Annotated in this window: 21 protein-coding genes; 6 read left to right on the top strand and 15 right to left on the bottom strand. The window is 61.2% G+C overall.

All coding sequences use genetic code 11. The annotated features are described in order from the left end of the window. Window positions 1–18: 18 nt before the first annotated feature. On the bottom strand, window positions 19–600 hold the full coding sequence (locus KW832_RS23845; RefSeq protein ID WP_218301715.1) for a TlpA disulfide reductase family protein: 582 nt from the start codon (window positions 598–600) through the stop codon (window positions 19–21). Beyond that, the gene (locus KW832_RS23840; RefSeq protein WP_218301714.1) at window positions 597–1,196 is read right to left on the bottom strand and encodes a hypothetical protein; all 600 of its coding nucleotides are present in this window, start codon (window positions 1,194–1,196) and stop codon (window positions 597–599) included. Before KW832_RS23840 ends, KW832_RS23845 begins: the two co-directional genes overlap by 4 nt. Window positions 1,197–1,370: 174 nt before the next feature. Between KW832_RS23840 and mpl the strand changes: the two genes are divergently transcribed. Then, window positions 1,371–2,795, top strand: coding sequence for a UDP-N-acetylmuramate:L-alanyl-gamma-D-glutamyl-meso-diaminopimelate ligase (mpl, locus tag KW832_RS23835; RefSeq protein WP_218301713.1), 1,425 nt, complete (start codon window positions 1,371–1,373; stop codon window positions 2,793–2,795). A gap of 48 nt (window positions 2,796–2,843) precedes the next feature. On the opposite strand, the gene KW832_RS23830 is transcribed toward mpl, so the two are convergent. The 3 genes from KW832_RS23830 to KW832_RS23820 form a co-directional block, all read right to left on the bottom strand. After that, window positions 2,844–3,155 carry a hypothetical protein gene (locus KW832_RS23830; RefSeq protein ID WP_055395047.1) on the bottom strand — a complete coding sequence of 104 codons (312 nt, stop codon included), beginning with the start codon at window positions 3,153–3,155 and terminating at the stop codon, window positions 2,844–2,846. Window positions 3,156–3,260: 105 nt separating this feature from the next. After that, a complete protein-coding gene (locus KW832_RS23825; protein WP_121508589.1) occupies window positions 3,261–4,382 on the bottom strand; it encodes a 3-deoxy-7-phosphoheptulonate synthase in 1,122 nt (373 codons plus the stop codon). Between the two features lie 299 nt (window positions 4,383–4,681). Next, window positions 4,682–5,221 carry a hypothetical protein gene (locus KW832_RS23820; protein ID WP_121421129.1) on the bottom strand — a complete coding sequence of 180 codons (540 nt, stop codon included), beginning with the start codon at window positions 5,219–5,221 and terminating at the stop codon, window positions 4,682–4,684. Window positions 5,222–6,085: 864 nt separating this feature from the next. On the opposite strand from KW832_RS23820, the gene KW832_RS23815 reads away from it, so the two are divergent. After that, on the top strand, window positions 6,086–6,925 hold the full coding sequence (locus tag KW832_RS23815) for a hypothetical protein (protein ID WP_218301712.1): 840 nt from the start codon (window positions 6,086–6,088) through the stop codon (window positions 6,923–6,925). Window positions 6,926–7,104: 179 nt separating this feature from the next. Here KW832_RS23815 and KW832_RS23810 read toward each other — a convergent pair whose 3' ends face one another. The 9 genes from KW832_RS23810 to KW832_RS23770 all read right to left on the bottom strand — a co-directional run bounded on the left by KW832_RS23810 (window position 7,105) and on the right by KW832_RS23770 (window position 17,435). After that, on the bottom strand, window positions 7,105–8,244 hold the full coding sequence (locus KW832_RS23810; protein WP_218301711.1) for an SGNH/GDSL hydrolase family protein: 1,140 nt from the start codon (window positions 8,242–8,244) through the stop codon (window positions 7,105–7,107). Between the two features lie 4 nt (window positions 8,245–8,248). Beyond that, on the bottom strand, window positions 8,249–8,401 hold the full coding sequence (locus KW832_RS23805; RefSeq protein ID WP_176886993.1) for a DUF5989 family protein: 153 nt from the start codon (window positions 8,399–8,401) through the stop codon (window positions 8,249–8,251). Next, window positions 8,401–8,814, bottom strand: coding sequence for an SxtJ family membrane protein (locus tag KW832_RS23800; protein ID WP_176886994.1), 414 nt, complete (start codon window positions 8,812–8,814; stop codon window positions 8,401–8,403). The genes KW832_RS23805 and KW832_RS23800 overlap by 1 nt, the downstream gene beginning before the upstream one ends. 5 nt (window positions 8,815–8,819) lie before the next feature. Beyond that, entirely contained in the window at window positions 8,820–10,649 is a 1,830-nt protein-coding gene (locus tag KW832_RS23795) for a carbamoyltransferase (RefSeq protein ID WP_218301710.1), read from the bottom strand. A 90-nt stretch (window positions 10,650–10,739) separates the two neighbouring features. Then, the gene (locus KW832_RS23790; protein WP_218301709.1) at window positions 10,740–11,744 is read right to left on the bottom strand and encodes a sialate O-acetylesterase; all 1,005 of its coding nucleotides are present in this window, start codon (window positions 11,742–11,744) and stop codon (window positions 10,740–10,742) included. A gap of 9 nt (window positions 11,745–11,753) precedes the next feature. Continuing rightward, entirely contained in the window at window positions 11,754–13,238 is a 1,485-nt protein-coding gene (gene tldD / locus KW832_RS23785) for a metalloprotease TldD (protein WP_218301708.1), read from the bottom strand. 81 nt (window positions 13,239–13,319) lie between these two features. Beyond that, window positions 13,320–13,658: a YegP family protein gene (locus tag KW832_RS23780; protein WP_218301707.1), complete on the bottom strand. Its 339-nt coding sequence runs from the start codon at window positions 13,656–13,658 to the stop codon at window positions 13,320–13,322. Between the two features lie 129 nt (window positions 13,659–13,787). Further along, the gene (gene rodA, locus KW832_RS23775) at window positions 13,788–14,960 is read right to left on the bottom strand and encodes a rod shape-determining protein RodA (protein WP_218301706.1); all 1,173 of its coding nucleotides are present in this window, start codon (window positions 14,958–14,960) and stop codon (window positions 13,788–13,790) included. A 36-nt stretch (window positions 14,961–14,996) separates the two neighbouring features. Continuing rightward, on the bottom strand, window positions 14,997–17,435 hold the full coding sequence (locus tag KW832_RS23770) for a serine/threonine protein kinase (RefSeq protein WP_218301705.1): 2,439 nt from the start codon (window positions 17,433–17,435) through the stop codon (window positions 14,997–14,999). Between the two features lie 110 nt (window positions 17,436–17,545). On the opposite strand from KW832_RS23770, the gene KW832_RS23765 reads away from it, so the two are divergent. Then, complete coding sequence (locus KW832_RS23765) at window positions 17,546–18,130, top strand: YqiA/YcfP family alpha/beta fold hydrolase (RefSeq protein ID WP_218301704.1); 585 nt, start codon at window positions 17,546–17,548, stop codon at window positions 18,128–18,130. 41 nt (window positions 18,131–18,171) lie between these two features. Here KW832_RS23765 and KW832_RS23760 read toward each other — a convergent pair whose 3' ends face one another. Then, on the bottom strand, window positions 18,172–19,749 hold the full coding sequence (locus KW832_RS23760) for a Wzy polymerase domain-containing protein (RefSeq protein WP_218301703.1): 1,578 nt from the start codon (window positions 19,747–19,749) through the stop codon (window positions 18,172–18,174). Window positions 19,750–19,843: 94 nt separating this feature from the next. Here KW832_RS23760 and KW832_RS23755 point away from each other — a divergent pair, with 94 nt between their 5' ends. From KW832_RS23755 to aroE, 3 genes are all read left to right on the top strand, one after another. Next, window positions 19,844–21,919: a ribonuclease catalytic domain-containing protein gene (locus KW832_RS23755; RefSeq protein ID WP_218301702.1), complete on the top strand. Its 2,076-nt coding sequence runs from the start codon at window positions 19,844–19,846 to the stop codon at window positions 21,917–21,919. 32 nt (window positions 21,920–21,951) lie between these two features. Then, a complete protein-coding gene (locus tag KW832_RS23750) occupies window positions 21,952–22,812 on the top strand; it encodes an energy transducer TonB (RefSeq protein WP_055394913.1) in 861 nt (286 codons plus the stop codon). A gap of 68 nt (window positions 22,813–22,880) precedes the next feature. Further along, complete coding sequence (aroE, locus tag KW832_RS23745) at window positions 22,881–23,729, top strand: shikimate dehydrogenase (RefSeq protein ID WP_218301701.1); 849 nt, start codon at window positions 22,881–22,883, stop codon at window positions 23,727–23,729. The last annotated feature ends 12 nt before the right edge of the window (window positions 23,730–23,741 follow it).

The raw sequence follows: 23,741 nt of genomic DNA, 5'->3' as shown, positions 1-23,741 counted from the left end.
AACAGAAGGCTTGGTCGATCAGCGCAGAGGCGCCCACAGCTGGAGGTCTTGCGGGGTGATTTGCCCCATTTTACGGTGCAGGACACGCCCGTTGCCCCCGAGCACCACGGTAAACGGCAGGCCACCGGTAAGGTTGCCCAGTGATCGCCCCAGGTCGGTACCGCCCAATCCGGCAAGGCCCACGGGGAACTCCAGCGGAATACGCTGCAGAAACTTGCGCACGGCAGAGGGCTGGTCGATGGCCAATCCCAGAACTTGCCATCCGTTCGGCGCCTGTTGGCGATAGAAAGCATTGAGCATGGGCAGCTCTTCCACACAGGGCGGGCACCAGGTGGCCCAGAAGTTCAGCAGCAGCGGCTTGCCAGCCAGAGACTTCAGCGCTACCACGCCCCCTTCAGGCTTTTCAAACTCCATCGCCCAGAGCGCTTCTTCCACCCCCTGCTCCATGGCATGGGGCTGGAACTTCCACCATGCCAGGCCGGCACCACCCAACGCTGCAGCGCCTGCCACCCCAGCGTACAGCAGTCGCCTACGTGCGGCCGACGGTTGCGCATCGCTGGTGGCGGGGATGGACTCAGGGCGATCGGAAGGGCTTGTCATGGGGCAAGGGTTTCCTGGAGCAGGCGCCGAACGGCGGTCATGTCACCGCGCGGCACACGCCCTTGGGCATCCGGGCGCAATGCGCCGCGCAGGTCATCGAGGTCATAGATCATCAAGTGCACCCCGATCATCTCATTGAGTTCGGGCGACTTGCTGCCCAGGCTCAGCGCTTCGACCGACTCACCATGAAAACCGGTGACCGTGCGTGGCTCGTAGTCCACATGGTGATCGATGAGCGCTATTTCTGCAGATTTGGAGTCATCGCAGAACAACTGCAGGTAAATGTCGGACAGCCGCGTGGCTGTACCATGCCATACAGCCCCCGCCAGATGGGGACGGAAGGCCGCCATGCGCTCCATCCACACGAGGGCCAGCTGGCGCAGCGCCCGCAGCTCGTGCGGCTGCGTATCGGCACAAAAGAGCTGGATGTACTCCCGTACGGCGGCCTCGACCTGGTCGTTGCTCGGCAGGGGCGTGCGGGCAGGCAAGCCCATCTGGCGCAGCGCACGGCGCTTGGCCGGGCCCCATTCCAGGCCCTCTTCCACCACCAGCCGAGCCGTGGTGTGGGCGATTTCGTCGCTCAAAGGTGTGTGCATGGCGGTAGGGGATGGTGGTGGCAGGAAAAGAAACCGCATTGTGGCCCGAAGCACCTGCCTGGACTACGGGTTACCCCTAGATATGCCTAGGGTCACTATATTTTTCATAGCTTCTCGCGCTTATCCACCAAGCGCTGGGGGCTTGTTTTTTATTGAACCTTAGAATCTGCGCCCATGCATATACACATACTGGGCATCTGCGGCACGTTCATGGGCGGCCTGGCCGCGCTCGCGCGCGAGGCAGGCCACAAGGTGACGGGTTGCGACGCTGGCGTTTACCCGCCGATGAGCGACCAATTGCGGGCCCTGGGCATCGATCTGATCGAAGGTTTTGGCGCCGACCAACTGGCCCTGCAGCCCGACATGTTTGTCATCGGCAACGTGGTCAGCCGCGTCCGCATGCCTGACGGCTCGCCCAAGTTTCCGTTGATGGAAGCCATCCTGGACGCAGGCCTGCCCTACACCAGTGGCCCGCAGTGGCTGGCCGAGCATGTACTACAAGGCCGCCATGTGCTGGCGGTTGCTGGCACCCATGGCAAGACAACCACCACCTCAATGCTGGCCTGGATTCTGGAAAGCGCCGGGCAGCAGCCAGGTTTTCTGATTGGCGGAGTACCGCTGAATTTTGGCGTGTCCGCCCGCCTGGGGGCGCCCCGGCGACCATCACCCGGCAGTGCGCCGCTGGGGGCTGCGCCGCTGTTCGTGATCGAGGCTGACGAATACGACACCGCCTTCTTCGACAAGCGCAGCAAGTTTGTGCACTACCGCCCCCGCACTGCCGTGCTGAACAATCTGGAGTTCGACCACGCAGACATCTTTGACAACCTGGCCGCCATCGAGCGGCAGTTTCACCACCTCGTGCGCACGGTGCCGCCATCGGGCCGTGTGGTGGTCAACGGTCTCGAAGAAAGCCTCACCCGCGTGTTGCACACGGGCTGCTGGAGCGAAGTGGCCAGCTTCGGCGAAGCCGTCAGCGACTTTTCGGCACAAGGCGACCCCCAGGCATTCGACGTGCTGCACCAGGGGCGCAAGGCCGCGCGGGTGGAGTGGGCGCTGACCGGCGTGCACAACCAGCTCAACGCACTGGCGGCCATTGCCGCCGCCCACCATGTGGGCGTGAGCCCCGAGCAGGCCGCTACGGCACTGGCCACCTTTCAGAACGTAAAGCGGCGCATGGAACTGCGCGGCACCGTAAAGGGCGTTGCGGTGTATGACGACTTTGCCCACCACCCCACCGCCCTGAGAACCACGCTGGACGGCCTGCGCCGCAGCCTGGGCCAGGGTGCGCGCATCCTGGCGGTGTTCGAGCCCCGCAGCAACACCATGAAACTGGGCGCCATGAAGGCCCAACTGCCGTGGGCGCTGGAGCCTGCCGACCTCGCGTTCTGCCACACGGCCGGGCTGGACTGGGACGCGGCGCAGGCCCTCGCCCCCCTGGGCGTGGGCCCAGGCCTGCGGGCGCAAACCGCTGCCGACATCAACACCCTGGTACAACAGGTCACAGCGGCAGCCCGCCCGGGAGACCGCATCGTGTGCATGAGCAACGGGGGATTTGGCGGCATCCACGCCAAACTGCTGGAATCGCTACAAAATAAATAGCTGCTGACGCTTACATGGCAAGCGCCGGGGCCTGATTTTCTTCAATAATCAGAACGATACCGCCATGCCGGGGACGTCCACGCGCACCACGGGCTTGGCGAGTGCAGCGCTGGCAGCGCGCGCAAAGTCACGGGACCATGCCGGGTCGGCCAGCAACGAAGCCCCCGCAGCGCGGGCCACGGTGAGCACCTTGTCCGCCAGCAGCACCTTGCCGCTGGCGCGCAGGGGCTCGCAATCGAGCGCGGTGAACTGATCATCCAGCCAGCGCCTACCAGCCTCGTGGCCCATGGGCTCGGCGCCCTCCAGATCAAAACGGAATTCCTGGTTTCCGGCCAGACGGACCGACACTTCGCTGTGCATGATGGTTTGCCTTTCTATCTACTGAAACCGTGGCAGCGACTGCCGTGCTCCCTTGCACGGCCCGCCACGGGCTTCCAGTTTAGGGCCTTCGGCCAGCGGCGCAGATCACCGCGCGCGGCGCGCCTTCACGGCGTCAGACAGCTCAGCCAGCGCCGTCAGCGAATCGTCCCAGCCCAAGCAGGCGTCCGTGATGCTCTTGCCATACTCCAGCGCGCCGGGCTGGTCCTTGCCCGGTGAGAACTTCTGGGCACCGGCGGTGAGGTGGCTCTCGATCATGAGGCCGAACACACTGCGCGAGCCACCGGCGAGCTGAGCGGCGATGTCGCGCGCCACGTCGAGCTGCTTTTCATGTTGCTTGCTGCTGTTGGCATGGCTGCAGTCCACCATCAGGGTGGCGGGCAGCTTGGCGGCTTCGAGGTCCTTGCAGGCAGCGGCCACGCTGGCAGCGTCGTAGTTGGGCGTCTTGCCGCCGCGCAGGATCACGTGGCAATCCTTGTTGCCCTTGGTGTTGACGATGGCCACCTGGCCGTTTTTATGCACCGACAGGAAGTGGTGGCCCCGGCTGGCCGACTGGATCGCGTCGGTGGCAATGCGGATGTTGCCATCCGTGCCGTTCTTGAAGCCGATAGGCGCCGAGATGCCGGAGGCCAGCTCGCGGTGCACTTGGCTTTCTGTGGTGCGGGCGCCAATGGCGCCCCAGCTGATGAGGTCGCCGATGTACTGGGGCGAAATCACATCCAGGAACTCGCTGCCGGCGGGCATGCCAAGGCGGTTAATTTCGATCAGCAGCTGGCGCGCAATGCGCAGGCCTTCGTCGATGCGGTAGCTTTCGTCGAGGTACGGGTCGTTGATGAGGCCCTTCCAGCCCACCGTGGTGCGTGGCTTCTCAAAGTACACCCGCATCACGATTTCCAGGGTGTCGGCGTACTGCGTGCGCGCGGCCATGAGGCGGCGCGCGTACTCAACAGCGGCAGCCGGATCGTGGATGGAGCATGGGCCGATCACCACCAGCAGGCGGTCATCCTTGCCGGCCATGATGTTGTGGATGTTCTTGCGGGTCTGGGTGATCAGCGTCTCGACCGGCGTTCCACGGATCGGGAAAAAGCGGATCAGATGCTCGGGAGGAGGCAACACGGTAATGTCCTTGATACGTTCGTCGTCGGTCTGGCTGGTTTTCTCGACGCTGCGGTACCAGGCATCGCTGGTCGGGGTGGTGGTGGCCGTCATGGTTGCTTCCTCGTGGAGTAAAAGTAGTGGGAGGGATGAAAAAACGGGAGGGCAGAAAAACAAAAACCGCCGGGCTTTGCAGCGTCGGCGGTTGGTATGGGAAGGTTGTGTTTGCTTGCGCGTTTTCCTCTCATCCGCCGGGGACCGAGATAAAAAACCAAAAATAAAACGCGCTGCGAACTTGCATGGCAGCCAATGTAGCACAGGAGTGCGGCAGTGCAGCACCCCCGGATTGTTGCGATTGCGCGACAGCAATGGTAATCCGGATGCCTACCAGGCCCCACTTCCAACCCCCTGATTCAACGCCTCCAGCGACGAAACCAAGCGCTCGCACGCTGCAGGACTGACAGCTTGCGCGGCGGCGCCCGATCCTGCAGGTCACTGGGTGGATCGCTCTGGTGCTCATACATGTCGATGAGCAGCAGCGCCTCGCCCAGCGTGCGCCAGGCCAGAAGCTCGAACTGGTCGAAACTCGCACTTTCCTTCGGGCTGCGCCGCTCCAGCATCTGCTGCCAGTCCGCGATCGCATTGCGCAACTCCCTCAGCGCACGCTCATAGGCCCCGAACTCGTACAACGCGTGCCAGGCCGATCCCAGGCCCGTCAGGAACAGCTGGTGCTCGCGGGCGCAATGCGACAAAGTCAACACACGCCGGGTGATGGCTGTGGTATCGGTGCTGGTGCGGCGGATCCGCACCGCCTCGTCGATCTGCGTTGAGAGCGCGCTCAAGCTATCGCGCAGTTGGCGAGACTCCTCATCGGCCACGCCTTCACGCAGAAAGCGGCTGATGTCGCCAAATGACTGAAGGGTCAGTAGCTGACTGGGGCGCGTCGCTGGCATGGATCAATTGTCCGCCATGCCGCCCGCCAACCGCCCATTTGTTTTTACACAGGAGCGCTTCGGCAAACACCGGCGCTGCCAGAGGCGCAGAAAAAACCTGGGCAGGTTTCACATTGCAAAGCCTGGGCTCAGTCAGGTTTCCACAGTGCTGAGGGTGCCCGGCAATCTTGATCTGCATAGCGCTACACCAGCGGATCAGTCGTCAATCAACACAATGAATTGTCCATGGTGTTGCATCTTCGAGAACAGCCGCTCTCCAACCGACCGTCAGATTCCTCACAGATGGAGTTTTCAGGAGAGCACGTCTTGACAGACATCGCGCGGACAAGGTTCGCGCTAAGGCCTATCGATTGTCAGCGTGGCCAGCGGCAGAGGCCACATGCCATCAGAGTGAGCCACGGACCTGTCGTCGGCTTCTGGGACAGTCTCGGTAGCGGCATCTAGCATCTGGCATTGCGTTGATTCAAGTCAGCATCTGGACCGGGTCCGATGTCCCGTACATTTGAGCGCTTGGGATCCTCTGCACAATTCACCGCGTCGTGTGCATCTGCGGTCTGCTTTATTGCACATACTCGCAATAGCTACAGATATTGCTGCGTTTTACGCCTAGCATCCAGCTCGATCCGTTCCGCACACTTACCGCTTCATTCGTACAAAGCATCCCTAGACGAAGCTACAGCCGACAGCAGCTCGATGCGAATGCAGATGAAATTAACAATCGCCCAAGAAAGAGGGCGTGGGTAGGATCACCGTTAGTTGTGTATTACGAGCTGCGGATCGACGGACTGCAGCACTCCACCTCACCCACCGGAATCAAGGGTGTTGGACTTCACATTTGAATGCACCACTTTTAGATAGTATCAAATGATCAAGCATATTCTTGCTAGCTTTACAGTGATGAGTCTTATCGCTTGTGGTGGCGTTGGCGCTCAGATCCAATCTTATATTGCCGATGATATAACTCATCCGGCCTTGCAGATAAACGGTTTTTGTTATTTTGACTGGTACAAACCAGATAACATGCAAAAATCCAAAAATACGCTTGAACAAGGGGGCACCATACAGCTACAAGCTAGATTTCAGTGGCAGCCCCCAGGATACAATTCCAGCGCGCTGACTGAGCATAGCATTCTTGCATTCACGCAAGGGGAATTTTCTGGAGCAACTGCAGTTTGCCCTTTCCAGAGAAATTCAGTCCAAGAACTTCTAAATTCACCTGAGCATCCGAGTAGGCAATGGCTTTTTAGATATGGCGCCGGATTAATACTTACACCCAAAGGCCTGGGCTTTGAGTTGTGGAACGGAGATCAAACCGCATACACTTGGGACCAAACCAATAACCGCTGCATGCAAAGCACATTAACCGGAAATACCTCCATCAACTGCTTACCAAACGACCCTATATCGGCGTCCTATATTACCGAATCCGATTTCACTCTTACCCATGGAATGTACTACTGGGTTCGTTTGACAATGCAAGGACATTTAATCTCAGGACAGCACTGGACCAAAATGCGTGGAGAACTAGTACAAGAAACACCCTCTGGCGCTACAGTCGTGCAACATGGAAGCATAAGTTTTTTAACTGATTCATACTTCCCATTCGACGACTCAATATTTGGAACAATGGCCAGATCTAGCCCCGGCGGCAACTTCTACAGTCCAACCAAAGTAAAAGTATGGATGTTTGATGGCGGATTTTAAACCAAGGGATGATTGAATTAAGTTAGCAAGTTCAGGATTAAGTTACAGCATTGCAGGCCTCAAACAACGAGATTCAGGCGCTGCTAACTATTAATCAAAAAATCAAAGTGCATAGCATTCATTCTGGAATTTCTCTCGACACCACACCTGTGCAGTGCTATTGCAAAAATCCAAGGAAGTTAGTTCTTCCGCATACTAGATTCTGTTTTCGGAGCTAATGAAGCGAGAATAGCTTGAGCAATGACAGCATTGCCCTTATCCCCAAAATGAAACTGGTCCAGGAACATGTCGTCCTCTGCCCCGTAGCGGTCGAAGACGCCAGACAGATCGATAAATTTGAAATTCTTCAAGCTGACGCCCGACAGACTGGCTGCAATTGCCTGATAGCAATGCACATAATATTCTTTAGAATTGGAGAGGAAATCCTTTTCACGTGAACTCAAAGACTTTTTAGACACAGAAAGAGTAGGCTGCAGGAAAAATACCCAATCTACACCCTGAAGAGCATGTGCTCCTAATCGAACATTCTTTTCAAGTCGATAGGCAACGGTCTGCACAGGTACAGGCTGAGGCAGAGGACGGGCCTGCGGCAAGTCCTGCAGTTCCTTTCTGCCAGCCGTCTTCAAACCCGTATTTGCCAGAGTTTTAAAATAGTCATCCGAAAATGCACTGAACCACAGGACATTTCGACCCGCATCCGCCCAAAAAACATCATTATTTCCAGACAGTGAAATCACCAGATCCGGCTGAAGCTCAGAAAGATAGTTTTCAATGGCAATACGCTCTTGTGTGGACGCCCAAGCTGGATTGGCAAAAGTAAACACCTCATAACGCAGGCCAGGTTTTGACAGGTTCTTGTTGAGCAGATCATTCAGCAGGCTGCCAATCGTCTGCTCCTGACTCGGAGCACCAGATCCATATGCGGTGGAGCCACCGGTGAGAAAAATGCGATAGACCCCCTCAGGCTTCGGCATCTGAAGCTCCTCGCTGTTGCGCATCTGCCAAGAGTTGATATGTGCATTTTGGTGTTGCCCTGGTGATGGGGCAGTACCTACAAAAGGAGTTGGCTGATTAGGGACAGACCAACTAATGGAGCCGATATCCAACGCAGAACTGGTGTAAGCGCGTGCGTAATGATTGCGCTGCTCATCCTTCAAAGGAGTCACTGCCAGCACTCCAGCCAAAGTTTCCCCTTGCTCCACCCATCGGATGACTTTATCGAACCGGCCAGCCACCGTATACAGCCCAGCCCAGTACCCCAAAGCCACAAGTGCGCACAGTACTAGTGAAGGAAGAAGAATGTAAATGAGCTTCTTCATCGATCTAGAACAGCGTATAGATAAAGGGTGCAAACACCGAGCCATGCCCAAACACAATGAGGGCTCCCAGCAGAAGCAAGACCAGGAGCACAGGAATCAGTGCGTAGCGTTTATGCTCCTGGAAGAAAAGAATAAGCTCTTTGATCAGCTCCAACATCAGAATTGCCGCTCCATGTGATTATTTTTTCTAGATACCTTGTTGACTCTGTAGGTAGCCACCTGCTTATCCCATTTTTTTTGCAGCGTATCCTTTCCAAGCAGCCGCATGATCATTCCCAACGGCATAAAAACCAGAAAGAAGACAACACCCAGAACAATCCGGACATTGACCCATTCAAGCACTCGACCCAGTCGCATCCAGCATTTGTAAACAATACCTAAAGCCAAGGGCTTCAAAAGGGCCAACGCAAGAAAGACCACAGCGACGCCCCATGGCCAATAAGCCCATTTTAGAGACCACCACCAAGGCACAAAAAGGCCAAAAACCAGGGCAAAAAACCCTGCCATGACATAGCCGAATTTACGCAGTTCACGTGCATCGACTACGGCTTCAGTGTTATTTTTCATCATTTTCGTCAGTCCAGTGCCAAGGCACCTTTGCGATGGGCAATATTGACGTTCTTTTGTGCGTCCTTCGACAGCAGTACGTTACCCAATACCAAGCAATCCATATCCGTTCCCATGAAACAACGGAATGCGTCTTCCGGCGTACAGACAATAGGCTCGCCGCGCACATTGAACGATGTATTCACCAGTACCGAACAGCCGGTTTTTCGTTCGAAGGCACTCAATAGCTGATAAAACTCTGGGTTACTTTGTTCACTCACGGTTTGTACGCGCGCAGAATAATCCACATGTGTCACGGCAGGGATCGACGAACGCACCTGATGCAACTGCGCCAAACCGTGCAAGGACTCATCCGGCTGGGTCTGAATGTCCTCGTGGACCTGTGCCACCAAGAGCATATAGGGGCTGGGCCTATCCAAGTGGAAGTACCGAGCAGCGGCCTCTTCTTTGACGGCCGGGGCAAAAGGCCTGAACGACTCGCGGAATTTTATTTTCAAGTTCAGCTGGGACTGCATGGCACTCGAACGCGGATCCGCAATGATCGACCGCGCACCCAGCGCCCGGGGACCGAACTCCATCCGATTTTGAAACCAGCCTACAACCTTTTCATTGGCCAACAGATCTGCAACGGTATCAGACAGCCTACTAGGCTCAACCACTGTGTAGTGCGCCCCCAGTTGATCAAGCTTCGCAACGATATCAGCTTGTTCATAGCGCGGCCCCAGCAAGGAGCCTTGCATCTGGTCAACGCCCGGCACATACACCCTGGGTTGCTTGCGATAGGTATGGTAGGCAGCGTAAGCGGCCCCCAATGCACCACCTGCATCTCCAGCGGCGGGTTGAATCCAGATGTCTTTGAAAATTCCCTCTCGCAAAAGGCGCCCATTCGCTACACAATTCAGAGCCACCCCCCCGGCCAGACACAAATAATCGGCGCCGGTATCTTTTTTGAGCTGCCGAGCCAATTTTATAATTATTTCTTCCGTCACCACCTGGATGGACGCTGCCAGATCCATATCGCGCTGGGTCGGTACGCTCTCTGGATCTCGGGGCGCCCCCCCGAATAGATCGGAGAACTTCTGGTTGGTCATCCGCAATCCAGCGCAATAATCAAAATAATCCAGATTCAGACGAAAACTTCCGTCCTCCTTGACGTCGATAAGATGATCCCAGATCAATTGGGTATGAACAGGCTTTCCATAGGGCGCAAGGCCCATAAGCTTGTACTCTCCCGAGTTCACCTTGAAACCTAGATAATAGGTAAACGCCGAATACAACAACCCCAGTGAGTGCGGAAAATCGATTTGCCATAAAGGGGTCAATTCTGAACCCTGCCCCAGCCATGCCGATGTGGTTGCCCACTCTCCTACGCCATCCAGACATAAAACGGCGGCAGTTTCATAGGGACTCGGATAGAAGGCAGACGCCGCATGCGACTCATGATGCTCGGCAAACAAAATTGGTGGAAGTTCCGACTCCTTGCAGGAAAGCAAGCTGGCAAGCTCTTGCCTGAGTGTCCTCTTCAGATACAGCTTCTCCTTGAGCCAGACGGGTACAGCCATGACAAAAGAATGAAAGCCGCGGGGCGCATAGCTCAAATAGGTATCGAGCAAGCGCTCGAACTTGAGGATGGGCTTGTCATAAAAAACAATCGAGTCCAGTTCATGGACACGAACATTTGCCTCCGCTAGGCAGTAATGGATTGCATTTCTTGGGAATCGTTCATCATGCTTTTTCCGCGTGAAACGCTCTTCCTGTGCCGCAGCGATGATCCTGCCTGATCGCAATAGCGCCGCCGCGCTGTCATGATAGTACGCAGATATTCCCAATATATTCATTGCAATCCACAAAATAATCTTATTTAATCGTAAAAACGAAAATATCGCTCACATCCGAAAATTCTCGAAGTTTCCGTTTTGCTCAAAGTTCTACGAAGGAGGAAAAAAGGCTTGATAAACCCTCTTGCCCAACTGGACCTGACCATACTCGTTGAAGTGCAAACCACTCTTGTCAAGCCATCCCGAAAGATCATCCGTATTCACAATACTGACATGCGGGACGTCGCGAGCCACCTTTTTCTGAGCAAGTCGCACGATTTTTGCATGCACCCACGCAGAATTATTTTGAATTCTTCCAAGGACGACTGGGACATTTTTTGCCTCTGCACAGTTCATACTTTGAACATCCTCTCGGAAGCGTTGTACGAATTCCTTGAGATTTTTTTCGTAATTTCTTGCCCATTCCTTATGCATTGCGTCGGTTTCGCCCTGCATAAAAAAAATGCCAGCCACCTTCAAATTCACTTCCGTTCGCTTGGTATTGTGAGCTTCAGCAATCATTTTCATAAGCTCTTTATACAATCGTCCCCCAGGGGACCAGCTATCAGCATTGGTCGTGGTATTCAGCGAAGTATTTGAAACAGCCAGTTTTACAATGTAGTGGTCTTTCGGCGGCCGATCATTCAAGTAGCGGGCAAAGTACAGTTCAGGTCCAAACATGTCTTGTGCACCCGAGCCCTGTGGGAAATACTGCGGGTAATGGGTCACATTTTTGTAGCCGAAACCAGGCCGTGCCACCTGCCATGATGCAAAACGACTCCAGCTTACTGTGCTGGAATGTGTTGCATCATCCTTTCCGGCAACTTCAGGTCCAGCGTTAAAGACGCCATAGATCTTCACGTTCGGAAAAACGGTATCTTTCTCAACATAATTATTGGGACCACTGGTAATGTCCCTGACGGACGCCAAGCCCACCGCGTTGGATTGTCCTGCGATGACAAAAAGCTTGCGAACTGGAGCCGATGGGTTGGCATCTACCGCCAGACAGTGCTGAGCGAAGCTGCTGCCGCTCGCACATGCCAGCCCCCACAAGCAGACTATGCTGCACAGCAGGCGGAGAGTGGGTTGCCGGAATGCCACACCAACTTTTCGCATCCGCCTTCTTCAGGCCGTGCCACCCACCGTCAACCCCTCGATACGCAGCGTAGGCTGGCCCACGCCCACGGGGACGCTCTGGCCTTCCTTGCCGCAGGTGCCTACGCCGCTGTCAAGGCGCATGTCGTTGCCGATCATGGTGACCTTCTTGAGCGACTCGGGGCCGCTGCCGATGATGGTCGCGCCTTTCACGGGGTATTGGATCTTGCCGTTTTCCACCCAGTAGGCTTCGCTGGCCGAGAACACGAATTTTCCCGAGGTAATGTCCACCTGTCCGCCGCCGAAGTTGCTGGCGTACAGGCCCTTCTTGATGCTGGCGATGATTTCCTGCGGGTCCTTGTCACCGCCCAGCATGTAGGTGTTGGTCATGCGCGGCATGGGAATGTGGGCATAGCTCTCACGCCGACCGTTGCCGGTGGGTGCCACACCCATCAGGCGCGCGTTGAGCGAATCCTGGATGTAGCCCTTCAAGATGCCGTCCTCGATCAGCACATTGCGCTGGCTGGCGTGGCCCTCGTCGTCCACGTTGAGCGATCCACGGCGGTCGGCGATGGTGCCGTCGTCCAGCACCGTCACGCCCTTGGCCGCCACGCGCTGGCCGATGCGGCCGCTGAATGCGCTCGAGCCCTTGCGGTTGAAATCGCCTTCCAGCCCGTGGCCAATGGCTTCGTGCAGCAGGATGCCGGGCCAGCCCGACCCCAGCACCACCGTCATCTCACCCGCAGGGGCGGGGCGCGATTCGAGGTTGACCAGGGCCGCATTCACGGCCTCGTCCACGTACTTGCCCATCTGCTCGTCGTCAAAATAGGCCAGGCCGAAACGACCACCGCCGCCCGCCGAACCCATTTCGCGGCGGCCATTCTGCTCGGCGATCACCGTGACCGACAGGCGCACCAGCGGGCGCACATCGGCCGCCAGGGTGCCGTCGGCACGGGCCACCAGCACCACGTCGTATTCGCTCGCCAGCCCGGCCATGACCTGCGCCACGCGCGGGTCCTTGGCGCGGGCGCGCTGCTCCAGCTTTTCCAGCAAGGCCACCTTGGCGGTGCTGTCGAGCGAGGCAATGGGGTCCACGCCGGGGTACAGGCTGCGGCCTGCTGCTACTTTTTTAGGAGCTACTCGCGATTTACCCGCCTGCGCTGCGGCCGAAATAGACCTTACAGTTCGGGCTGCGTCCAACAAGGACGCCTCGGAGATGTCGTCCGAATAGGCAAACGCCGTCTTCTCGCCGCTCACCGCGCGCACACCCACACCCTGGTCGATGCTGAAGGAACCAGTCTTGACGATGCCCTCTTCGAGGCTCCAGCCCTCGCTGCGGGTGTACTGGAAGTACAGGTCGGCATCGTCCACCTTGTGGGTGCGGATCTCGGCCAGTGCCCGTGCTAGGTGGCTTTCGTCAAGCCCGAAAGGGGTCAGCAACAATTCGCGAGCGACATCGATGCGCTGGCTGGTGGCCGCACGCTGGGGCGCGGCAGTGGTGGAGCGGAAAGTCATCGGGGCATTTTAGGCGCGCAGCCCCACCCTGCCGGACATGGGGGCACATGCCCCTATGCCTCAAAGCGCCCACGCAAAGCGTCAGGCCGTCGTCTGGTCGTCCAGCGCGGCCTGGGGCGCATGGGTCTGCACCGACTCGATACCGGCATCGCGCGCCTTGGCACCAGAATACATCTGGCTTTGGCCGATCACCTGGCCATTGCCCGCCTTGAGCGTGAAATAGGGCGATCCATCCTTGGCACTCAGGCGACCGAAGCGGCCATCATCGGGAGCGTTCTTGCGCACGGATTCGATGCCGTTCAGTGCATTGGCCCGTGATTCGTACATCTCGCTGGTGAGGATGATCTGGCCATTGGAGGCCAACAGGTTGAAGACAAATTTATCGTTCTTCGACTTCTTCAGCTCGAACTTCGCCGCCATAGGGAATCCCTCCGGTTGCATAGGCCAAGGCACAGTTGGCCTGCCGGTTTGTACCCTCTTGCCGCCCTGCACGCAACGCCTGGGTAAAGACCCTGGAAGGTGTTCCTGATCTCCCAGCGGAGCCCATGGCTATAGGGCAGGCCGAGCGTCCTTGGGGTCCTGCCTCTGGGCCCGGGCCACCGACATCAGGATGCCCAGCGCCAGGCCCAGGGTGACCATGGCGGTGCCGCCATAGCTGATGAAAGGCAGCGGCACGCCCACCACGGGCAGGATGCCGCTGACCATGCCCATGTTCACAAAGGCATAGGTGAAAAAGATCATCGAGACCGCCCCGGCCATCAGGCGCCCGAACAGGCTGGTGGCCCCTGCGGCGATGGCCAGGCCGCGCCAGACCAGCATCAAAAAGCAGACCAGCAGAAACAGGTTGCCTGCCAGCCCGAACTCCTCGGAGAACGCGGCAAAGATGAAGTCGGTGGTGCGCTCGGGGATGAACTCCAGATGCGTCTGCGTACCCGCCATGAAACCCTTGCCCCACATGCCCCCCGAGCCGATGGCGATCATGCCCTGGATGATGTGGAACCCTTTGCCCAGCGGGTCGCGTGTGGGATCCAGCAGGGTGCAGATGCGCTGCTGCTGGTAGTCGTGCAGCACCGACCAGCGCACGCCGTCCGCGCACAACTGGTCCCCCAGCAACACCAGCGCCAGGATGCCCACGCCCCCCAGCACCACCGGTGGCAGCACCAGCTTCCAGGAGAGCCCGGCAAAGAAGATCACGGACAGGCCAGCTGCCAGAACCAGTAGCGACGTACCCAGATCGGGCTGCTTCATGATCAGCCCCACCGGAACGGCCAGCAGCAGCCCTGCCGCCGCAAAGTCGAGCGGGCGTAAGGTGCCCTCGCGTTTCTGGAACCACCAGGCCAGCATCAGGGGCATGGCAATTTTCAGGATCTCGCTGGGCTGGATGACGATGCCCACATTGATCCAGCGCGTCGCCCCTTTTTTGGTGATGCCAAACAGCGCCACCGCCAAGAGCAGCGCCACGCCAGCCGCATACAGCGGCACAGCGAACAGCATGATTTTCTGGGGCGGCACCTGGGCCACCATGAACAAAATGGCACCCGCAATGAGCATGTTGCGCCCATGGTCCGAAAACCGTGTGCCGTGGTCGTAGCCCGATGAATACATGGCAACCAGCCCGGCGCAGGCGAGCAACGCCACCACCAGCATGAGCGGCAGGTCAAACCCGCGAAACAGGGGAAGAAAACGCTGGGCGAGCGAGGGCTTTTCAAAAACAACGGCCATCGAGGGATTATCGCGGCCCTCGGGGCCGCGCCACCGTCACCCCGCCTGGCGGAAGGCCATCACCGCCTGGTTGCGCAGGGTGCGCAGCAGGCCCAGGGCCTTGTCGTCCACCACGATGCCCCCTGCCGTGGACTGGTCGGCATAGATAAGCGCAAACGTCTGCCCCTTGATCTGCAGCGGAAGCAGCAAGAACGAGGGGGCATTGAGCCCCGCGCGGTACCACTCGGGCAGGCGGGCCTGCATCTTGGGCTCCGTCGCGTCGTTGATGAGCGTATCGGCACCGCGCAGGCAGACGGCGGCAAACAGGTCGCCCGGCGCCTTGAGCGGGACTTTCATGGCACGCACGGCGGCCTCGCTGCCCTCGCCCAGGCCAAAGCGGCCGGTCAGCAAATCGGTGCGTGCCTCACGCAGGCAAAACACCATGCGCCGAAACCCCAGCGCGCGGAACATGGTCTCCAGGATCATGCGCAACACGTCGTTGAGCTGAAAACTCTCGACCATGGCATTGGTGATGTCCTGGATGCCCGCTGCCAGCACTTCGTTGACCTGCGCGACCGACACGGCGCCGCTGGCCTGCGACTCCAGCACCGCTGGCAAGGGCTGGGTTTCGCTGGCCCGCAGCTCGTGCGAGCCCAGGGCGTCATCCTGCGCGGGCCCGGCACCGGCCGCCGGGGGCAGCTGCAGCAGCCGCGCCGCAGGCGTGCCGGGGGCTACGCGCAGGTCCAGCGCCTCGGCCAGCGCCACGAGCTTGTGGCGGGCGCGCAAAGTGCCCTCCGAAATCGCTGCGGGAGACAGCGCCAGCGTACGGGAATAGCGGGTGCCGATCTGGCCCAGGCGGGCTTCCAGCGACGCGGCATCGCTCGCCAGCAGGGTGCTGGCCACCTCATTGGCAGCCATCGCCACCCAGCGCAGGCGCTCCACCCCCTGCTCCGGCGCGCGTTGCATGGGCGAGCCCAGGGGCTTGCGCATGCAGCGCTGCAGGCTCTCGGGCAGCCCCCAGACGCGGGCCACGCCCACCCCTAGGTCCTCGAAGCCCAGGCCCAGCACCTGCAGCGCGGCCGACTCTTCGCCCCCCTCCACGCGGCCAGTCTCCATGAGGGCGCGCACCTGGCGCGCCTCTTCCGGAAAGTAGAACTCGCACAACATGCGGCCCAGGTTCTGGAACATCGCGCCAATGAAGGCCTCTTCAGCCGCCTGGCCGGGCTCGCACAGCTCCGCCGCCACCGAACCGGCCATCATGGCCCGCAAAAACTCCTCGCGCATCTGGCTTGCATGGGCCTTGTCCTGCATGTGGTCGAGCAGCACCAGGCTGAGTGCCATGTTGCGCACGGCGTTGAAGCCCACCAGGCTCACGGCCCGCGACACGGTGCTGATGGTGCCCCGGCCCGCATGCGCGAAATGCACGCTGTTGACCAAGCGCAGCAACTTGTTGGTGAGCGCCACATCCTTGAGGATCTCGTGTGTGAGATCGCTGATGCTGTCGTCCTCGGAGTTGGCCACGCGCTGGATGCGCGCCACCGAGTCCGACAGCGCCGGAAAGTCGCTCTTGTGGCGCATGCGCCGCAGCAGGAAGTCGAGCGTGGCATTGCTGGCGGCCGTGGGCGCGCTGGCCGGAGCGGCCCAGGCACGCAAGGCATCGCGAAACTCCGCCGCCGACGGATAGCGCTGGCCCGGCTCGCGCGCCATCGCACGTTGCAAAATGGCCCGCAGGGCGTCGTCCACGCCCGGCCCCAGGTCTTCCGGCAGCACCAGGGTTTCGTTGGCAACGCGGTACAGCGCCTGCCAGGCGTCCTTCTGGTGGATCAGTGGCCGGCCCGTGAGCAGCTCCACCAGCACCAGGGCGGCCGAATACACATCCATGGCCGGTGCAGGGGCCGCCCCGGCCGCCGCCTCGGGCGCGAGGTACGCCGGGGTGCCACTGGCCAGTTGCGAATCCGGCACAGCCTGCACCGGCGCCGCCATGCCGAAGTCCATCACCCGCGCGTGGCGCTGGGTGTCGATCATGATGTTGGAAGGCTTGAGGTCGCGGTGCACGATCCCGGCCTGGTGCGCGGCCTGCAGGCCATCCAGCACATCCACCATCAGCGCCACTGCGTCGTGCGGCGTGCAGCGCCCCTGCTGCGCCAGATGCTCGGCCAGCGTCTTGCCTGGAACGTACTCGAACACGATGTAGGGCTGGCGGCCCTGCACATCGGCCTCAAACACTGGAACGATGAAGGGGTGCGCCAGGCGCCCCACATGCCGGGCTTCGCGCAGCCAGTGCTCCAGCACCGACGGGTCCTGGTCCTCCACGGGGCGCATGAGCTTGATGGCCACCTCGCGCTGCAGGCGCGGGTCCAGCGCCAGCCACACGGTGGCCTGGGCGCCCCGGCCCAGCAGCTTTTTCAGTTCAAAGCGGCCCAGCGACGTGGGAGGCTTGTCGGTGGATCCCAAAGCCCAGCGTTTGGCGGTGGAAAGCGGGGCAAAATCAGTCATGGTGGGGATCAAGGCAGCGGGCCCACCGCGTGGTGCCCATGCCATGCATCTTATGTCTCGGCCACCCCTTTCACAGCAGTGATTCCCCTGCCCTGTCGTTTTCCCCCTCCATGACCACCACCCACCTTCTGTACCTGCACGGCTTTCGCTCTTCGCCCCAGTCTGCCAAGGCGCGGCAGATGGCTGCGCATGTGGCGCAGCACCACCCGGGTGTCACCTTCTGGTGCCCCCAGCTGCCGCCCTCCCCCAAAGCGGCGATGGAACTGGTCGCGCAGGGCATTGCCCTGTGGCCCGGAGCAGCAATGGCGGTGATCGGCTCCTCGCTCGGTGGCTTTTACGCCAGCTGGGTGGCGCAGCACAAGGGCTGCCCCAGCGTGATGCTCAATCCGGCCGTGCACCCGGCGCGTGACCTTGCGCGGTACATCGGCGAGCAGACCACCTGGCACGACCCAGCGGAGCGGTTTTACTTCCAGCCTGAATACATTGACGAGCTGCGCGCGCTGGACACCGCAGGCCAGCCGCCGGCAGCGCCCGAGATGGCCATCATTGCCAAGGGCGACGAGGTGCTGGACTGGCGTGAAATGGTGGCGCGCTACCCGCAGGCACGGCTGGTGGTGCAGGAGGGGGGAGAACACGCCCTCGCCAATTTCAGCGACTACCTGCCCCAGGTGACGGAGTTCCTGGCTCTGGCCTGACATCAACCGGGCGCCAGGGGCACCAGCGCATCAGAACCTCTTCAACGTGCCTGGGATGCCCGGGTGCCACCCGCCCCCATCCAGCGGGCATAGTCGTCCGGGTAGGCTGCACGGTAGCGCTTCATGTGGAAAGCCGCTTCGTCGTCCTTGCCCAGCATCACGGCACTTTCAACCAGCACTTCAATGACGCGGGGCTCGGGGGAGTAATGCAGCAGTTCCTGGGCCAGGGCGTTCATGCGCGCTGCGTTGTCGCGGGTCAGCCCCGTGGTGGTCAGGCGCGCAAAGTCCAGCGGGCCCGAAAACAGCAGCGAATGGGACACCTTGGCCTGCGTGTCCTCACGGTACGCGGCAGCCCGCTGCGCACCGGGCTTGTAAAGCTGGCTCACGCGGTGGTAGTCCCAGGCGGCAAGGCCGCAGGCACCCAGGATCGCCACGGCGGCCACCAGCGCTGCAGCCCCCGCAGGCCACGCGCGCCCATCCGATGCTTCGTCGCGCCGGGGCCAGACCAGGATCGCCACCGAGAGCAAGGCCACCACCTGGAACGGCCCGTACCACAGCGGGTATTCCAGCATGCTGTGCAGTCCGATGATCGCCAGCACGCCCCAGGCCAGTTGGCGCACGGGCTCGGTTTCGCTCCAAGGCCGGGCCCACAGGCACCCTGCCACGACGACCCCGCACAACGCCACGGCAGCGGGCAGGCCCAGCTCTACGGCCAGGTGCAGGGGCAGGTTGTGCGCGTTGTCCAGCAGCACACAAAAGCGCTCGCCCGGGAACAGCGTGATGTAGTGTGCGTAGTCCAGTTCGCCCCAGCCCCAGCCCAGCCACGGTTTCTGCGCAATCAGGGTGAGCACGTTGGACCACAGCACCCGCCGACTGGTGCAGGTGTGCGATCCGTCCGTAAAACGGTGGAACAAGGCATCTGCGCGCACGCCCTGAAACTTCCAGAGCGCCTCCGGCAGCACCCAGGCGGCCACCAGAAAAACCGCAAACCCTGCGATACCCAGGCGCAGCGCCTCCCCACGGCCAGCGCCACGCCACATGGCCAGAAGCACCAGGACAAGCAGCCACTGCACCACCACGGTCCGCGACGCTGTGGCGGCCCCGCCCACGGCGATCCACATCAGCGCCACGGCGGTCAGCACGCCCCACACGCCGGAGGAAGGTGGGCAGCCTGGGCTGGCCGCCCCGGCCAAGTCCGCGTTGCCTTGTGGACGGGCATGCAGCGTCCACCACAGCCAGGCCCACGCGCCCAGGCTGAGCAGGGTGGCCTGCTGGTTGCGCTGGCGCAGGTTGCCCACCGCCTGGCCCGGCACCGAGGCATGAATCCAGGGCCTCAGGCCGACATCGCCAGCAAGGTACTGCACCAGCCCGATGACGCTGGCCACCAGCGCGGCCAGCCCCAGCCCACCCGCCAGCAGCCAACCCCAGCCCGCAGGCCCCCTGCGCTGCGCGACCCCGGCGCGTGCCCACCCGGCTGCCAGCAGCAAAAGCACCGCCCCACACACCCAGGACGCGATCAGCGGCCAGAAGTTGGCGATTGGGGAGTCAGTGACGGCAAACAGAAACGGCAAAGCCACTGCGAGCATGGCCAGCGGAACGGCAATGGCATCAAAAAACATGTCGAAAGAACCGGGCCATCGTGCAAAGCCCTGGATCATAGGGGCAGGCCCGGGGCCGTCGGACCGGCGCGGCACCCATGGGACAATGCCGCCCATGCACGCATTGTTTGAAGAAGCCGGCAAGTTCATGGCCGGTCGTATCCTGTCCGAAGCCGATACATCCGCCCAGGTTGAGCTCGACTCGGGCAAGCGGGTCAAGGTCAAGGCCGCCAACATCCTCCTGAAATTCGAGAAACCCTCGCCTGCCGACTTGATCGCCCAGGCCCAGGCCGTGGCCGAAACCATTGAGCTGGACCTGGCCTGGGAGTTCGCGCCCGAAGACGAGTTCGGCTTTGCCGACCTGGCGCGGGACTATTTCTCTGAAAACGCCACCCTGGCCCAGCAGGCCGGTGCGCTGTTCCGCCTGTACGACGCCCCGCACTACTTCCGCCGTGCGGGCAAGGGCCGGTTCAAGAAGGCATCGGCCGAGATCCTGCAGCAGGCGTTGGCCGCCATCGAGAAGAAAAAAGCGATCCTCGCGCAAATCGACGAGTGGGCCGCCCAGTTGGGACGCGGCGAATGCCCCCAGCCCATCCGCGACCAGCTCTACAAGATCCTGTTCAAGCCCGACAAGAACGCGCCCGAGTACAAGGCCGTGGTGGACGCCAGCCGCGCCACGCACACCGCGCCGCTCGACCTGCTGCAAAAGGCGGGCGCCATCGATTCGGCCTACCAGTTCCACTGGAAGCGCTTCTTGTTCGAGAACTTCCCCAAGGGCACGGGCTTTCCCGCCGTCACCGCACCCGCCATTGCGGACGAGCTGCCACTGTCCACCGCGCAGGCGTATTCCATCGACGATTCGCAGACCACCGAAATCGACGATGCGCTGTCGGTGCAGGGCCTAGGCACGGGCACCGTGGTGCTGGGCATCCACATCGCCGCGCCGGGTCTGGCCATCCAGCCGGGCAGCGCCATCGACCAGCTCGGTCGCGCGCGCCTGTCCACGGTGTACATGCCGGGCTACAAGATCACCATGCTGCCGGATGACGTGGTGCAGACCTACACGCTGGACGAAGGCCGTGCCAACCCGGCCGTGTCGCTGTACGTCACCATCGACGAAGCCACGCTGGAATTCAAAAGCTCTGAAACCAGGCTGGAGCGCGTGCACGTGGTCGCCAACCTGCGCCACGACCAGCTCGACAGCGTGGTGACCGAAGAATGGCTCTCCAACCCGGCGTTCGAGCATCAAAACGACCCCCAGCGCTTGTCTGACCTGCGCCCCCAGCTATCATTTTTGCACCGCCTTGCCAAGGACCTCAAAGCCCGCCGCGAAGTGGTGCGTGGCAAGCCCGAGAACTTCAACCGGCCGGACTACAACTTCCGCCTGGTCGGCAACAACGGTGCCGAGCCCACGGGCGATGAACAAGTGCAGATCAGCGTACGCCAGCGCGGCGCGCCGCTCGACCTGATCGTGGCCGAGGCCATGATCGTGGCCAACAGCACCTGGGGCAGCTGGATGGCCGAGCTGGGAGTGCCCGGCATCTACCGCAGCCAGGCCAGCATGGCGCCGGGCGTGAAGGTGCGCATGGGCACCAAGGCGCTGCCGCACGCAGGCATCGGTGTCAAAGCCTATTCGTGGGCCACGTCGCCCCTGCGCCGCTACACCGACCTGGTCAACCAGTGGCAAATCATTGCCTGCGCCCGCCACGGCAAGACCGCTGCGCTGGCCGCGCCGTTCAAGCCCAAGGATGCCGACCTGTTCTCCATCATCAGCAGCTTTGACGGCGCCTACAGCGCCTACAACGGCTACCAGGCGGGCATGGAACGGTTCTGGACGCTCAAATATGTAGAGCAGAACGGCATCACTGAGCTCAACGTCACCGTCTTCAAGGAAGGCCCGGGCGGCAGCTTCCTCGTTCGTGCAGACGATATTCCGCTGGTCTTCCCCGTGCTGGGCGCGCAGAACCTGCCGCGCGGCGCGCGCCTGAAGGTCAAGCTGGGCGAGGTGGACGAGATCACCCTCGATATCCATGGCACCGTGATCGAGCGCCTGGATGACCCGGCCGACACCAGCGACGACGGCCCGGTGGACGATGCCGAGGACGACGATACCGTGGCCGGACCGATTGCCATTGCAGTGGACGTGAACGAGGCACCCGCCGAAGCCGCTGCGGCAGCACCGGCCGCCTGATTCCCCCTGACAGCCCCTGATAATTGCTGGCGATGAAACTCCCTGCCTTCCTCCGCACCTTCAGCACGCTGCAGCTCGCGTTGGGCATCTCGGTGGCCGTGCATGCCGCGCTCATCTCGGTGCGTTTCATTGACCCCGAGGGCTTCAACCGCGTGTTCCAGGACACGCCGCTCGAAGTCATCCTGGTCAACGCCAAGTCCAACGAGCGCCCCGACAAGGCCCAGGCGATTGCCCAGGCCAACCTGGCCGGCGGCGGCGATGCCGAGAAGGGCCGCGCCACCAGCCCCCTGCCCTACACCGCGCTGACCACGGTGGGCGACGACTACGAAGAAGCCCAGCGCAAGATGGACGCGATGCAGGAGCAGCAGGCGCAATTGCTGGCCCAGTTGCGCAAGCAGTTGGCCACCATGCCCGAGCCCGATCCGCGCCAGGCTAGCCAGAGCGCCGAGCAGGCCAACGAGCAGGAAAAGCGCCGCCAGCTCGTCAAGCTGCTCGCCGAGATCGAAAAGCGCATCAATGAAGAAAACTCGCGCCCCAAGAAGCGCTACATCAGCCCCGCCACGCGCGAAGAGGCCTACGCCATCTATTACGACGGCCTGCGCCGCAAGGTGGAAGACAAGGGCACCGAAAACTTCCCCGAACAGGGCGGCAAGAAGCTTTATGGCGAGCTGACCATGATCGTCACCGTCAACCACGACGGCCGCGTGCTCGACACCGAGGTGGTGCAAGGCTCGGGCAACCCCACGCTGGACCGGCGCGCCGAGGCGATTGCCCGGGCTGCCGGCCCGTTTGGCGCGTTTGGCGCCGACATGCGCAAGAAGGCCGACCAGATCGCCATGGTGGCGCGCTTCAAGTTCACGCGCGATCAGACGCTGGAGACCAGCGTCCGCTAGTCGCCACCAGGCCCTGCCCGCGGCGGCCCTGCCAACCCGCCTTTTTTCATACCGCACGATTTTTACCCATGAGCCAAGCCGCCGACCTGTACTGCGTGATGGGCAATCCGGTGGCGCACAGCCGCTCCCCCGCCATCCACGCCCGCTTTGCCGAACTGACGGGTGAGCACATCGCCTACGAACGCCGCCTGGTGCCCATGGATGGTTTTGCCCAGGGCGTGCGCGACTTTGTGGCCCAGGGCGGGCGCGGTTGCAACGTGACGGTGCCGTTCAAAACCGACGCACCACTTCTCGCCACCGAATGCAGCGAGCGCGTGCAGCTGGCCGGTGCGGCCAACACCCTCACCTTCCGCGCCGACGGCAGCATCTATGCCGACAACACCGACGGCCTGGGCCTGGTGGCCGACATCACGCGCAACGCGGGTGTGTCGCTGGCGGGACGCGATGTGCTGCTGGTGGGCGCCGGTGGCGCCGCTGCGGGCGTGCTGGGCCCGTTGTTGCTGGCAGGAGCCCGCCACATCACGGTGGCCAACCGCACGCTGGCCAAGGCGCAGGCCCTGGTGCAGTCGCACAGTGCGCTTGCACTGCTACAAAAATCAGAGCTACTTGCACTTACTCCACAAGCGCTAGGGGCCAATTTTGATGTGATTATCAATGCCACGGCCAGCAGCCTGGCCGGCGCCGAAGTGCCGGTATCCGCCAGCGTGCTGCGCCCCGGCTGCCTGGCCTACGACATGATGTATGGCCCCGCCGCGCAGGGTTTTCTGGATTGGGCCCGCCAGCACGGCGCCGTTCCGCGTGACGGCCTGGGCATGCTGGTCGAGCAAGCCGCCGAAGCCTTCTTGCTGTGGCGCGGCGTGCGCCCGCCGTCGGCCCAGGTGCTGCAGGAAATGCAGCAGGCCAACTCATCCAAATAACAACACCCCAGA

This window comes from Acidovorax sp. sif0632, assembly GCF_019218805.1.
Lineage (GTDB): Bacteria > Pseudomonadota > Gammaproteobacteria > Burkholderiales > Burkholderiaceae_C > Acidovorax > Acidovorax facilis.
This window is presented reverse-complemented; position numbering and strand designations above follow the sequence as displayed.